The organism is Cupriavidus sp. 01L415, assembly GCF_056400065.1.
This window is the reverse complement of sequence record NZ_JBFTSP010000004.1, coordinates 110173-124692: the sequence shown is the minus strand read 5'-3', so window position 1 is coordinate 124692 and position 14520 is coordinate 110173. Positions and strand designations below refer to the sequence as shown.

Below are 14520 nucleotides of genomic sequence, written 5' to 3'. Positions count from 1 at the left end.
TACATTATATAAAATCCATCCCAACATCAGGGGACTCAAAATCCCCCGCCGCAAGGCGTGTCGGTTCGAGTCCGACCCCGGGCACCAGATTACAGATCCATCGCAGTCCGACAAACCCCGCCCAGCCTGGCTTCGCGGGGTTTTTTGTTGCCGGCGCCGGCGATCAGGTCATTCCGGACGCCTCAGAAGGCCGCCGTCGCCGACAGCATCAGCGCGCGCGGCTCGGCGATGGCCAGGCCACCGTAGCTGTCCACCGCCGCCCAATAGTGGCGGTCAAACACGTTGCGCACAGCGAGACGAAAGGTGGTTTCCTTGCCAGCCACCCTCGTCCGGTAGCGTGCTCCCAGATCCACCCGGGTCCAGGCTGGCACGCTTTGGGTGTTGGACTGGTCGACATACTGGCGCCCCGTATAGGCCAGCGCACCGCTCAGCGTCAGACCTGGCAGCCAGACGGCATCCCATTCGGCGCCGAAGTTGACCTGCAATCTCGGGGCGCCGATCGCGGTCTTGCCCACCGTTCCCGCGTCGGCGTCGCGCGTGATGGTGGCGTCGAGCAGCGTCGCGCTGGCCAGCAGCCGCACATGTCTGGTGGGCTCACCGTACAGGCCAAACTCGAGGCCCCGGTTACGCTGCTCGCCGTTGATCGCGAACATCGATCCGGCAAGCTCCCCGCCTGGCTTGGTGATCTGGAATGCGCTGAGCGTCGCACGCATGCCGCCCTGCTCCAGTTTCACCCCGACCTCGTATTGCCGCGACTTGTACGGCGCGAACACTTCCCCGGCATTGCCCGCGCTGCCTGGCGCGATATCGCCCTTGCTGAGCCCCTCGATGCGATTGGCGTAAAACGACACCGCTTGCCAGGGCCGGACCACCAGCCCCACCAGCGGTGTCCACGCACCCTGGTCGTAGCGCGAGCCCGGCGCGCCGTCGGGATTGACGTTGTCCGACTGCACGCGCTGATGGCGCAGACCCAGCGTCAGCTGCAAGCGGCGATCGAGCACCGAAAGCGTATCGGCCAGCGCCACGCCCGCCAGCGTTGTCTTCGACACCGTCGGCACGCTCGATGGCGCCGGCACGTCCTGAAACGGCAGCATCGCGGGCGCGTAGAGATTGGTCAGCGAAGTCGTGCTCGCGGTGTTGAAGCTGCGTCCAAGCCGGTCGTGGTAGCCGCTGGCCACGACGCTCAGCTGGTGACTCACCGGTCCGGTCTCGAAGCGCGCGCGCAGGCCGGTGTCGGCGCTGACGCGCGCCACATGGAAGCGGTAGTTGGAGTCGGTCACTGCCACATCGCCCGCTGCATCGATGATGGTGGGTGTGATCGCAAACAGCCGCGCCACGCGCGTCTGCCCACCGCCACCGTTGGCGAAGCACGTCACGCCGTTGGCTACGTCGTACTCGGCGCGGAAGAGCAGCGAGTTGTCGCGGATATGGGATTGCTCCCACGGCTGCGAGATATTCCGGCGTCCATCGGGCGCTTCGGGCACGGCGATGCCTGGCACGATATGCAGTAGCCGCGACGGCGCCGAGATCCGCTCGCGCTGGTCGATCACATCCAGCGCGAGCGCTCCCGACGTGGCGCGGCGCGACTGGTTGTCGAGCGCGGTGCCGCCACCGAGATAGCTGCCGTTGAAGCGGATGCCAAACGGGCGCGCACCGCCCAGCCGGCGGCTGATATCCACGCTGCCGCCGAACTGCGAAGCCGCCGCATAGTCGGCCGTGACTCGGGATATGTCGACGGAACCTGCGCGCTTGGGCAGGATATTGATGCCGCCTCCCACGCTGCCGCTGGGCGCCATGCCGATGAGCATCGCCGTGGGTCCCTTGATCAGTTCCACACGTTCGACATAGCTGGTGGACACGCGATAGTTGGAAGCCACGCCGTAGACGCCATCGAACGCGATCTCGCCGAAGTTGCCGTTGCCGACCGGAAAACCGCGGATGCTGAAGGCATCAAGAATCCCGCCGGGCTGGCTGACGTAGCGCACCGATGCATCGTTGGCCAGCACGTCGCCCACGGTGCGTGCCTGCTGGTTCTCGATGAACTCCGCGGTATATCCCACGGCGTTGAAGGGCGCGTCCATGTTGTCGGTGTTACCGAGCAAACCCAGACGCACGCCTTGCGCTACCTGTCCACCCGCCAGGGGTGGCGGCTCGCTGTCATGTTTGCCGATGACAAGAACTTCGGGCAGCGTGTCCGGCGCAAGGCCGCCTTGCACGGCGACGCGCCGCACGGTGTAGCCGCCGCCGGCCATCGGCACCGCCTCCAGTCCGCTGCCCGCCAGCAGCACGCGAAAACCATCGGCCACGGAGTAGCTGCCATGCAGGCCGTCGCTGCGGACATCGGCCAGTTGCGCGGCATCGTAGGAGAGATTGATGCCGGCGGCGCTGGCAAAGCGGTTCAGCGTGACCGTGAGCGGACCGGGCGCGATGGCGAAAGCGCGCATGTCGGCGACACGCCCGTTGTCTTGCGCCCGTGCCGACGGCGCGCCGCCAGCCAACATCGAGACGGCAAGCAGTGCGCCTGCCGTGGCCGCCGCGCAGCGCGTACGCCACGACGCCGTGGCCGGGGATCGGTGCGACGGCGACTTGCCCACGCCTCTCCGCTCAGAAGTCCACTGCCACAGACGCCATGACGGTGCGCGGAGCGCCCTGCGAAATGGTGCCGTATGACGCCACACCGGACCAGTAGTTGCGGTCGAAGGCGTTGATCAGCGCCGCGCGGAAGGTGGTCGCATGACCGCTGACCTTGGTTCGGTAGCGCGCGCCCAGATCCACCGTGGTCCACGACGGTACGTGCTGAGTATTCGCCTGATTGACGTAGGCGTTCCCGGTGTAGTTCACCGCGCCGGTCAGCGTCAGTCCCTGCACCCACGGCAGGTCCCATTCGGCGCCGGCGTTGGCCATCACCTTGGGCACCCCAACGGGGCGATTGCCAAGGGTGGCCGCGCTGTTGGTCTGGGTCAGCTCCCCGTCCAGCAGCGTCACGCCACCAATCAGGCGCACGCCCCTGTATGCCTCGCCGGACAGCGCGAGCTCAACGCCCTGGTTGCGCTGTTCGCTGTCGATCGCATAGACCGTGCCGAACAGCTGTCCGCTGGGCTTGGTCATGCGGAATACAGCCAGCGTGGCCATGACCTTGCCGGCGTCGAGCTTCACGCCAACCTCTTGCTGCTTGGTCTTGTATGGCGCGAATACCTGGCCCGCATTCGACGCGGTGGCTGGCGCGATGTCACCCTTGCTCAGGCCTTCCACGTAGTTGGCGTACAGCGACACATGCTGCCAGGGCTTGTACACGATACCTGCGAGCGGCGTAACGGCACTCTCGTCATACGAGGCCGTCTTGACGCCATTGCTGCTGTAGTTGCCGGACTTCACCTGCTGGTAGCGTAGGCCGAACGTCAGCTGCAACCGATCGTCGAACCCGCTCAGCATGTCGGCCAGCGCCACGCCGGACAGCGTCGAGTCGGACACCTTGGGTACAAAGCTCGGCGCGGCCACGTTCTGCTCGGGGCCGGCCACCGGGTTGTAGATATTCGAGCGCACCGCGGTGCCCGCATTGTTGGCGCTCGCGAAGCGATCCATATAAAGGTTGGCCTGCAGCGCCAGCGCATGCTTGACGGGGCCGGTCTCGAATTTGGCCCGCACGCCGGTATCGAACGAGGAGCGATTGATCTGGAACTTCCAGTTCTGCGGCAAGGCCGAGGTGTCACCGCTGGCGTTCAGGATGCTGGGAGTCTGGTCGGAGAAGCGCGCGACGTCGGAACGGGTGCCACCGGTATCGGCAAAGATGGTAATGTTGTCCGTGAGATCGTACTCGGCGCGCAGCAGCGTCGAGACATCGTTGGACTTCCACCAGCCCCACGGCTGCGAGACATTGCGCCGGCCATCCGGTGCCGACGGCACCTCCACGCCGGCGGCAACGAGGAACGGGCGCGTCGGCGCATCGATCCACTGGTATTGCTCGATCACGTCGAGCGAGGCGCGCAGGCGGTCGCCCTGATAGTCCAGCGACAACGCGGCCACTTCGGCGCGCGATTTCTGGTTGTCCAGCGGCGTCGGGCCCTGGCGGTGCAAGCCGTTGAACCGCACCCCCCACTCGCGCTTCTCGCCGAAGCGACGGCTCAGGTCAACGGCTCCGCCCACCTGCGCGTCGGAAGCGTAGTCGAGCGTGAAGCGCGTCAGGTCTGTGGCCAGCGCCCGCTTGGGCACCACGTTGACCACACCGCCCACGCCGCTGTTGGGCGACATGCCATACAGCAACGCGGCCGGGCCCTTGAGCACCTCGACCCGCTCCAGGTACTCAGTGAAGAGATGGTAGTTGGGGGAAACGCCGTAGACGCCGTCGAAGGCCACCTCGGACAGGTTACCCTCGTTGATCGGAAAGCCGCGGATGTAGAACGAATCGGTCACGCCGCCAATCTGGCCCGTGAAGCGCGCGGATGGGTCGCTCCCCAGTACTTCCGCCAGCGTCACGGCCTGCTGGTCTTCCATGCGCTGCGCCGTGTAGTTGGTCGTCGCGAACGGGGCGTCCATCACGCCCTTGTTGCCCAGCAGCCCGAGCCGGCCGCCGCGCGCCACCTGGCCACCCGCGTACGCGTCAGGCAGGTTACCGGCACTATCGGCGCTGGCGCTGACGGTCACGGCAGGCAGCGTTTGCGGGTCGGCGGCCTGCGCCAGCACTTCAACCGGTGCCACGGTCGCCCCCAATGTCAGGCAGACGCAGGCACGGCGCAGCGCGACTGCCAGCGGCCTGGGCCGCGATGGGCACGCCACGCGAGGCAGCGGTGAAAGGTGAGCGTTGGCACAACACAATACAGACATCATTCTCTCCGGCAGCGATAAGTTTCGGGTTCCTACGCTGTAGGCCGGTCGAGAATCGAAATCCCCTCATTGTTTCTGAAAATTCTTCTGGCACCCCTGGCATCGTCGTTCAGCGCGGGCCCACGCTGACCCAGAAACGCGTGCGGTAGCGGATGTCGATGGGCTGCGCCTGCGCAAGGAATGCCAGCGCCCGATCGGTGTCGCCCACCTGAAACGCGCCGGACACGCGCAGGTCCACCACGCGTGGATCGCAGACGATGCGTCCGCTGCGGTAGCGCGACAGCTCGGCCAGCAGGTCCGCCAGACGCATGTCGTTGCCAGCGATCACGCCTTCGGCCCAGCCGTCTTCTGTAAAGGGCCGGGCTGGCGCCGGTGTACTGCCGTCGGGTGCCAGCCACCAGCTTGTGCCGGGTTGCGCCACGTTGGCGTTGCGGTCGTCAGCCCGACCGTTCGCGGGATGCAGGGCTACCGCGCCCTCGAGCACGCTGACGCGCGCACGGCCGTCCTCCAGCCGCACCACGAAGCGCGTGCCCAGCGCGTGCAGTCCGCCGAACGGCGTTTCCACCCAGAACGGCCGGGCCGCGCCACGGGCGGTTGCGATTCGCGAATCGCGCCCGGTGGCAACCAGAATCTCCCCGCGCCGCAACGTGACGACGCGGCGCTCGGCATGGAGGCTTGTGCTGATCGCGGTATCGGTATTCAGCACGATCGTGCTGCCGTCGTCGAGCTGCACCATGCGCTGTTCGCCAGTGGCGGTGCTGGCATCGGCCAGCAAACGCTGCCAGGGTGCCCGCTCGTGCGCGGTGCCGGCAGCGAGCACCGAGACGCCGGCCAGCGCCAGGATCTTGAGCGCCTGGCGCCGCTTGATGCGGTGCGTGCCACGACGATCGCTCACGGCCTTCAGCGTATCCAGCGCGAGGGCCGGCGGCATCCGGCTGAAATCGTCCTTCAGGCCCTGCACACGCTGCCAGGCCAGCCGATGCAGCGGACTGGCGTCGATCCATTGTCCAAAGGCCTTCTGCGCAGCCGCATTGCTCTCGCCGAAGTCGAGCTTGACCGCCCAGCGGATGGCCTGGTCGACAATATCTGACGGAACAGAGGGCTCAGGCTGCTGCACAGGCCTGCCGCGATCAGTCATCGGGGCTCACCCACCAAAGCGCAGCGTGTAGCAGTGGCGCAGCGCGGTGGCGACATAGCGTTCCGCAGTGGCAAGCGACACACCCAGGCGCTCGCCAATCTGGCGACACGTCAGCCCTTCGAGCTGCGCCCACAGGAATGCGGTGCGCACCTGGGGTTTCAGCGCATCGAGCATGCGGTCGATCGCGATCAGCGTCTCCAGGAACTGAAGACGACTCTCCGGCGACGGAGCTTGCGGTTCGGGCAGTTGTGCCAGCGTCTCCAGCCAGGCCAGTTCCAGTTCGCGGCGACGCCAGTGTTCGATGACCAACCCGCGCGCGATGGTGCTCAGATAGGTGCGCGGCTCGCGAATATCGCAGGGTTCCCGCCGTAAAAGGCGCAGGAATACGTCCTGGGCGAGATCGGCAGCATCGCAGGCATTGCCAAGCTGACGGCGCAGCCACCCCTGCAACCACCGGTGGTGATCGCTATAAAGGGTGTGAACCTGCTGCTGGAGTGTGGAGTCGGCGCCGCCCATCTGCAGAACCTTCGGTTGTCTCGGGCCCCGCCAACGGTGAGCGCGACAATGTAAATGAGAATTGTTCTTATCTTAAGGCAATTCAAGCCAGTTTCGCAAGATGCCCCGCCGAGCCCCGCACGCTTGCAACCCTCGTCCCCCACCCCGCCGCAATCAGAGAACGCCGATTCTGGTCGGTCCATGTCGGACGGACTCCACTGGCGCACCCCCGGCTTCGTTGCCTATGCTCCTAGCCTGCGGCATCGGACATGCGCGCCAGATGTCCGCAAACCATAACGTCGACTTTCAGGGAACCGATCATGAAGCGCTTCATCGCTACTGGCGCCGCCATGGGCTGCGCGCTGCTGCTGGCCGGCTGTGCCGGTGCCAACTACGACAGCCTGTCCCAGGCCGGCGGCAGCCTGTTCACGGCGGCCACGCTGTCGGACGCCAACGTCAAGCAACTGTCCGACCAGTCGTGCGCGGAAATGGACAAGAAGAACACGCTGGCCACGCCAGACAGCACCTATTCCAAACGCCTGGTCACCATCATGAGCGGGCTCAAGAACACCGGGCTGCCGCTGGACGCCAAGGTGTATGTGACCAAGGACATCAACGCCTGGGCGATGGCCAACGGTTGCGTGCGCGTCTATAGCGGGCTGATGGACATGATGAGCGACGATGAAGTCCGCGGCGTGCTCGGCCACGAGATCGGCCACGTGGCATTGGGGCATACCAAGGCGGCGATGCAGGTGGCCTACACCACCGCAGCAGCGCGCGGGTTGCTGGGGTCCACCAGCAGCGCCACGCTGACCGCGCTGTCATCCTCCCAATTGGGTGAACTCGGCGAGCAGTTCATCAATGCCCAGTTTTCCCAGCGCCAGGAAAGCCAGGCCGATGACTACTCGTTCGACCTGCTGACCAAGAACGGCGCCAACCGCCAGGCACTGGTTACCGCGTTCCAGAAACTGGCGAAGCTTGACGGAGGCCAGTCCAGCCTCATGAGCTCGCATCCGGGCTCGGCCGCGCGCGCCCAGCACATCCAGGATCGCATCGCCAGCGGCAAGTAACACGCAAGCATGCTGCGGCGCGGCCACTGGTCGCGCCGCAGCGCCGCATCCGGCTTTCTTGCCGTTCCCTTTCCGTTTCCTTTCGGCACCCTTGCCGATCGCCGTCGGTTTGATTGCGCTTAATACGCGCTCGAAAGCTTTCACTACGCGCGCCACAACCCCACGCGGATAATGCTTCACGCCGGCGGGTCTCTGCACGGCAATGCCATGAGCCAATGGAGGCCCCCGCCGCGCCATGGAATCCGCATTCGCCCTCCTCGCCAGACAACCCGAGATTGCGCTTTTCCTGGCCCTCGCCGTCGGACATGCCGTGGGTGCAATCCGCTTTGGTCCGTTCCAGCTCGGCGGCATCTGCGGCACGCTCATCGCGTCGCTCGTCATCGGCCAAACCGGCGTGCGGCTCGATGACGATGTCAAGAACGTCGCCTTCGCCGTGTTCATCTTTGCGCTCGGATTCACGGGCGGACCCCAGTTCTTTGCCAACGTGGCGCGTGAATGGCGCATCGGCGTACTGTCGCTCGTCGAAGTCTTCGTGCTGCTGGCGCTGCTGGCCATTGCCGTGCCGCTGATGCGCCTCGATCCGGGCACCGCTGCCGGATTGCTGGCCGGCGCCGCCACGGAATCGGCCGTGATCGGGACCGCGTCCGAGGCCATCGCGCGACTGACCCTGACGCCAGACGCCGTGCGCGTGCTGCAAACCAACATCGTCACCGCCTACAGCGTCACCTACCTGTTCGGACTGATCGCCATCGTCTTGTTCACCAGTCAGCTGGCACCGTGGTTGCTGCGCGAGAACCTGCGCGAATCCGCCACACGTCTCTGGCACAAGCTCGGCGGGCAAAACGACATGCAAGAGGGCCAGACCGCCGCCTTGCCGCTGTTGGTGGCGCGCGTGCTGCGCGTGGAGGGCGTGGCCGGCATGCACGTGCTGGAGGCCGAGCGGCAGGTGGCGCTCGGCGTCACCATCCGGCGTATTCGTCGCGATGGCGAGACGATCAAGCCTTCGCCCGATGAAGTCCTGCACGCGGGCGATATCGTGCTGGCCGTCGGCCGGCGCGACGCCATGATTCCGTTCGCCGCCGCCGTGGGCCCGGAAATGCCCGAAGAGCCGGGAATGGATGCCGTGATTCAGGCTGAGCAGGCCGTGCTGCTGACGCGGCGCGAGGTCGTGGGCCTGACGATCACACGGCTGCGCCAGGCGGTGGACGTGGGCATGGGGCGCGGCGTCTTTCTTGCCGGCATCACCCGCATGCAGCATCGCGTGCCGACGCTGCCCGAAACCGTACTGGAGCGCGGCGACGTCCTCACGTTGTCCGGCCCCGACGAAGCCATCCGGCGCGTGGTGCCCGAACTGGGCTACGCCGTCACGCCGACCATCCGCACCGATTTCGTCTTCCTCGGCATCGGCGTGCTGCTGGGCATGCTGCTTGGCTCGCTGAGCATGAAGATCGGCCAGGTGGATCTCACGCTCGGCACCGGCGGTGGATGCCTGGTGGCGGGGCTCGCATTCGGCTGGCTGCGTGCGCGCTTTCCGGTGATGGGATCGCTGCCGGCCCCGGCGGCGGAAATCCTGAAGGACTTCGGGCTGGCCACCTTCATCGCCGCCGTGGGTCTTTCCGCCGGCCGCGACGCGCTGCTCCTGATCGAGAAGTTCGGCCTGCTGCTGCCCGTGGCCGGTGTACTGGTCTCCATCATCCCGGCGGCGGTATCGCTGTATATCGGGCGGCGCTGGCTGAAGCTCGACATGCCGATCCTGCTGGGTGCCGTGGCCGGCCAGCATTGCAGCACGCCGACGATCATGGCGCTGACCAACGCCGCCGGCAACGGCACGCCCGTCATCGGCTACACGATCACCTACGCCATTTCCAATGTCCTGCTGCCGTTGCTGGGCCCCATCGCTGTCGTGATGGCCAGCGCCCTGGCGGCGCACTAGCGCATCCATCGTGCACCGGTCGCCACAAGCGGCCTGCGCAAGAGTCACCAACCTTCGTCACGCGTATCAGGAGGTCCCATGGATTGGTTGCACACTATCTTTCAAAAGTCACCCGAGTCAGCGCTGTTCCTGTCGCTGGCCGTCGGGTATGCCATCGGCAAGATCACGTTCGGCAAGTTCCAGCTGGGCGGCGTGGCCGGGTCGCTGCTGGCGGCCGTGGTCATCAGCCAGGTTGGCGTGGAAATCGACAACGGCGTCAAGGCGGTGATGTTCGCCGTGTTCATCTACGCCGTGGGCTATGAAAGCGGTCCGCAGTTCTTCAACTCGCTGAACCGCAACTCGCTGCGCGAGATCGCCATGTCGGTGTTCATGGCGGTGGCGGGCCTGATAACGATCGTGGTCCTGGCCAAGCTGTTCCACCTGGACAAGGGCCTGGCCGCCGGCCTGGCGGCGGGCGGCATGACGCAGTCGGCCATCATCGGCACGGCCGGCGACGCGATCACCAAGCTCGGCTTACCGCCGGACCAGGTGAAGACGCTGCAGGCCAACGTCGCCATCGGCTACGCGGTGACGTACGTGTTCGGGTCGCTCGGCGCGATCATCGTCTGCGTGAATATTCTGCCGCGCTTCATGGGTGCCGACCTGAAAGCCGACGCCAAGAAGGTGGAGGCCGAGATGCAGGGCGGCCTGCCGCAGTTCGGCCCCGGCCAGGTCGGCGCACTGCCGCGCCTGGTGGGGCGTCTGTTCCGCGTCACCGGCGCGGCAGGCAAGACCGTGTCGCAGGTGGAAATCGGCGGCGAGGATCTGGTCACCGTGGAGAAGATCCAGCGCGCCGGCAAGGCCCTCGAGGTCGCGCAGGACACCGTGCTGCAGGCCGATGACCTGGTCCTGCTGGTGGGCCGGCGCGACGCCATGGTGCCGACGGCGCTGGTGATCGGCAATGAAGTGGCCGACGCCGAAGGCATGGGCATGGTGATGCAGACGCGCCGCGCCGTGTTCACGCGCAAGGGGCTGAACAACAAGCCGCTGGGCGAGATCGTCGCCAACATCAGCCGCGAGATGCGCCACGGTGTGTATCTGGAGCGGATCGAGCGTTTCAACAACGCGCTGCCGATCCTGCCAGACCTCAAGCTCCAGCACGGCGACATCGTCACGTTCTACGGCACACCCGCCGACACCAAGCGTGCCGTGGAGCGCGCGGGGTATGAGCTGGTTCCGAGCGAGAAAACCGACTTCGTCTACTTCGGCGCCGGCGTGCTGGTCGGGCTGCTGATCGGCCTGCTGGTGGTGCGCGTCGGCTCGATTCCGCTCACGCTCGGCTCCGGCGGCGGCGCGCTGCTGTCGGGTCTGGTGTTCGGCTGGGCGCGGTCCAAGCACCAGATGTACGGCGCCATGCCGACGGCAGCCTGCCAGTTGTTGAAGGACTTTGGCCTGGCGGCCTTCGTGGCCATCGTCGGCATCAACTCGGGGTTGCAGGCGGTCAGCACGCTGCGCGAAAGCGGTGTGACGATCTTCCTGCTGGGGGCGGTGGTGACGCTGTTGCCGCTGTTCCTGACCATGCTGTTTGGCCGCTACGTGCTCAAGTACAACAACGCCGCGCTACTGGCCGGCGCGCTGGCGGGCTCGCGCAGTGCCAATCCCGCCTTCGGCGGCATTCTCGATAAGGCGGAAAGCCCGGTACCCACCGTGCCATTCGCCATCACGTACGCGCTGGCCAACGTGCTGCTGACACTGCTCGGCCCGCTCGTGGTCGGACTTGTCTAGCGCATCGCCTTTCCTGTCGATGTTTCCGGGCCGGCATCGTTCTCAGTCGGCCCACCGATTCCCAGAGGAGCAACGCCATGAGCAAACCGGATCTCTCCACGCTGTCCAGCCTCTCGCCGTTCGAACTCAAGGACGAGCTGATCAAGCTGGCCAAAGGCAACGCCAACCGCCTGATGCTGAACGCCGGGCGCGGCAATCCCAACTTCCTCGCCACCGTGCCGCGCCACGGCTTCTGGCAACTCGGCCTCTTCGCGATGCGCGAATCGGAGCGGTCGTTCTCGTACATGCCAGAAGGCGTGGGAGGCTTTCCGCGCCGCGAAGGTATCGAGGAACGCTTTGATCTGTTCGCGCGCAAATACGACGATGTGCCGGGCGTGCGCTTCCTGGCCGGCGCGGTGTCCTACGTACGCGACCAGCTGGGCCTGAGCGCGGGCGACTTCCTGTATGAAATGTGTGAAGGCATTCTTGCCTGCAACTACCCGGTGCCGGACCGCATGCTCAAGCTGTCGGAAGTGATCGTCGGCCAGTACATCCGCAAGGAGATGATCGGCAAGCAACCGTTCATCGGCGACTTCGATCTGTTCGCGGTGGAAGGCGGCACGGCCGCGATGACCTACCTGTTCAACTCGATGCGAGAGAACCATCTACTCAAGGCTGGCGACACCATTGCGCTGGGCATGCCGATCTTCACGCCATATATCGAGATTCCCGAACTCAACGATTACCAGCTCGTAGAACTGAATATCGATGCGGACCCCAATGCGCGCTGGCAATACTCGAACAAGGAACTCGACAAGCTGCGCGACCCGAAGGTCAAGGCCTTCTTCCTGGTCAATCCGAGCAACCCGCCGTCAGTGAGGATGAGCGACGAAAGCCTGGAGTATCTGGCCTCGATCGTCGACTCGCGCCCGGACCTGATCATCCTCACCGACGACGTGTACGGCACGTTCGCGGACAACTTCGTCTCGCTGTTCGCGCTATGTCCGCGCAACACGATCCTCGTGTACTCGTTCTCGAAATACTTCGGCGCAACGGGCTGGCGGCTGGGCGTCATCGCCACGCACCAGGACAACATCTTCGACCAGAAGCTGGCCGCCCTGCCGGAGGACCAGCGCAAGCAGCTGCACAAGCGCTACAACTCGATCACGACCACGCCGGACACGCTCAAGTTCATCGACCGACTGGTGGCCGACAGCCGCACGGTGGCGCTGAACCACACGGCGGGGCTGTCCACGCCGCAGCAGGTGCAGATGGTGCTGTTCTCGCTGTTCTCGCTGATGGATACGCCGGACGCCTACAAGCAGGCGATGAAGCGCCTGATCCGCAATCGCAAGGCTGCGCTGTACCGCGAGATCGGCATCGCGCCGGAAGACGATGACCCGAACGTGGTCGACTACTACACGCTGCTCGATATCGAGCAGCTGGGCGGCAAGGCCGTAGGCCCGGACTTCGTGAAATGGGTGATGAAGTCGGTGGAGCCGATGGAGCTGCTGTTCAGGCTGGCCGAGGAGGCAAGCGTGGTGCTGCTGCCGGGCCGCGGATTTGGCACACGGCATCCGTCCGGCCGCGTGTCGTTGGCCAACCTCAACGAGTCCGACTACGCGAAGATCGGCAAGTCGATCCGCAAGCTGTTCGAGGAGTATGTGGAGCGGTACAACCAGGCGACGGGAAGCAAGGCGAACAAGAACGTGACGAAGAAGTAGGTCGCGCATTCGCCGAAGAAAGGCCTCTCCCGCCTGCGCGGGGGAGGCTTTCGACCAGATGGGCAGCCCTAGTTTCGGGGTCGTTCATCTGGTCGATTTACATGTTGATCATCATCATTATTGCGCGTGATGGAACAGAGTTTTCGCGCTGGCGTCATTAACCGTGCGTGCCGACGTCCGATCTACAAGGCATGGCTCCGAGGCAGCATTGCGGAGCGTTGCCATTTATAAAGGACGACCATCATGCAAGTGACCAGCGCCCCGGGGATTTCGAGCCACGCGATGCCCGAGGCCCCGGCGGCCACAGCAGGCACCGCAACCACGACGCCGGCATCGTCCGAACAGACGGACGCCAGCGAGGGCGCGGCTGCCCCGACCTCAGCCCGGAATCAGTCGAATCGAATCACGGTGTCCCATGGTGGCCGCGTGCTGTCGAGGACAGCGGACGATGGCACCGATGCGGCGACACGTGCGATCCGGGACAGCAAGTATCCGGAGGAGATCAAGAAGCTGATGATCAAGATCCGCGAACTGCAGGCCCAGTTGCGCGAAAAAGCTGCCGAGCTGCAAGACGTTGTCGGCGACCAGAAGCTACCGCCGCGTCAGCGCGAGATGAAGACGGCCGAGATCCGCGAGGCCGTATCGACGATTTCCTCAGCCATCAGGTCGACCACGGCCACGCTGAACGACGCGCTCACGGTCATGCAATTCTCGAGCGACGATCGCAGGACGATCGCCGTGATGCTCTCCGCCTGATCGCGAGCCCTCGGTCAGTCAATCTCAGCGCGACTCCACGAACGTGAGCACCGTCTCCAACATGCGCTGGATCGCCGGCTGGATCGCGGCCGCCTTGGCCGGGGCGTAGGCGAACGGATAGACCTCTTCCATATACGAGGACTGCGTCAGCTCGAGCTGGATCGCATGCACACCTTCGGCCGGGTTGCCGTACTGGCGCGTGATGTAGCCGCCCTTGAAGCGGCCATTGAGCACGGCAGTGTGGTCCGGCACCGCGCTGGCGATTTCCAGCACATCTGCCGCCAGGCCGGTATCGCAGCTCTTGCCGTCCGCCGAACCGAGGTTGAAGTCCGTCAGCTTGCCTTCGAAGAAACGCGGCAGCACCGAGCGGATCGAGTGCGCATCCCACAAGGCGATCGTGCCGTGCGCGGCGCGCAGGCGCTTGAGTTCGTCCTGCAGGGCGGTGTGGTACGGATGCCAGATCGCATCGCGGCGCTGGGCGATCTCCGCATCGTCCGGACCGTTCGTGCCATCGGCATAGATCGGCGTCTTGTCGAAGGTATCCACCGGGCACAGGCCGGTGGTGTCCTGGCCCGGGTACAGGTTGGCGTTATCGGGCGGGCGGTTCAGGTCGATCACGTAGCGCGAGTGGGTCGCCACCAGGATCGACGCGCCGAGCGCGCGCGCGAAGTCATAGAGGCGATCCATGTGCCAGTCGGTGTCGGGCACGGTGCGCGCCTCCGGCGTCAGGCGGGCGGCCAGTTGCGCGGGCAGGTAAGTGCCGACGTGCGGCATCGACACCAGCAGCGGGCGCGTGCCGCGATGCAGGGTGAAAGCGGGGGTATCGGTGGTGAAGGACAT

At 65.5% G+C, this 14520-nt stretch carries 10 protein-coding genes; 5 read left to right on the top strand and 5 right to left on the bottom strand.

What is annotated here, in order from left to right; all coding sequences use genetic code 11:
- Positions 1–182 precede the first annotated feature (182 nt).
- The 4 genes from AC1DOX_RS10490 to AC1DOX_RS10475 form a co-directional block, all read right to left on the bottom strand.
- Entirely contained in the window at positions 183–2594 is a 2412-nt protein-coding gene (locus AC1DOX_RS10490) for a TonB-dependent siderophore receptor (RefSeq protein ID WP_441615819.1), read from the bottom strand.
- A gap of 10 nt (positions 2595–2604) precedes the next feature.
- Complete coding sequence (locus AC1DOX_RS10485; RefSeq protein WP_441615817.1) at positions 2605–4824, bottom strand: TonB-dependent receptor; 2220 nt, start codon at positions 4822–4824, stop codon at positions 2605–2607.
- Positions 4825–4930: 106 nt separating this feature from the next.
- The gene (locus AC1DOX_RS10480) at positions 4931–5959 is read right to left on the bottom strand and encodes a FecR domain-containing protein (RefSeq protein WP_441615815.1); all 1029 of its coding nucleotides are present in this window, start codon (positions 5957–5959) and stop codon (positions 4931–4933) included.
- Between the two features lie 6 nt (positions 5960–5965).
- Entirely contained in the window at positions 5966–6475 is a 510-nt protein-coding gene (locus tag AC1DOX_RS10475; protein ID WP_092135124.1) for a sigma-70 family RNA polymerase sigma factor, read from the bottom strand.
- Between the two features lie 299 nt (positions 6476–6774).
- Here AC1DOX_RS10475 and loiP point away from each other — a divergent pair, with 299 nt between their 5' ends.
- The 5 genes from loiP to AC1DOX_RS10450 all read left to right on the top strand — a co-directional run bounded on the left by loiP (position 6775) and on the right by AC1DOX_RS10450 (position 13680).
- Positions 6775–7524 carry a metalloprotease LoiP gene (loiP, locus tag AC1DOX_RS10470; protein WP_441615812.1) on the top strand — a complete coding sequence of 250 codons (750 nt, stop codon included), beginning with the start codon at positions 6775–6777 and terminating at the stop codon, positions 7522–7524.
- A gap of 235 nt (positions 7525–7759) precedes the next feature.
- On the top strand, positions 7760–9457 hold the full coding sequence (gene aspT, locus AC1DOX_RS10465; protein ID WP_477101326.1) for an aspartate-alanine antiporter: 1698 nt from the start codon (positions 7760–7762) through the stop codon (positions 9455–9457).
- A 78-nt stretch (positions 9458–9535) separates the two neighbouring features.
- Positions 9536–11221, top strand: coding sequence for an aspartate-alanine antiporter (gene aspT, locus AC1DOX_RS10460; protein WP_441615808.1), 1686 nt, complete (start codon positions 9536–9538; stop codon positions 11219–11221).
- 77 nt (positions 11222–11298) lie between these two features.
- Positions 11299–12924 (top strand): bifunctional aspartate transaminase/aspartate 4-decarboxylase, encoded by a 1626-nt coding sequence (locus AC1DOX_RS10455; protein WP_441615806.1) that lies wholly within the window; start codon positions 11299–11301, stop codon positions 12922–12924.
- A 243-nt stretch (positions 12925–13167) separates the two neighbouring features.
- Positions 13168–13680 (top strand): hypothetical protein, encoded by a 513-nt coding sequence (locus tag AC1DOX_RS10450; protein ID WP_441615804.1) that lies wholly within the window; start codon positions 13168–13170, stop codon positions 13678–13680.
- A 24-nt stretch (positions 13681–13704) separates the two neighbouring features.
- On the opposite strand, the gene hutG is transcribed toward AC1DOX_RS10450, so the two are convergent.
- The gene (gene hutG, locus AC1DOX_RS10445) at positions 13705–14520 is read right to left on the bottom strand and encodes an N-formylglutamate deformylase (protein ID WP_441615802.1); all 816 of its coding nucleotides are present in this window, start codon (positions 14518–14520) and stop codon (positions 13705–13707) included.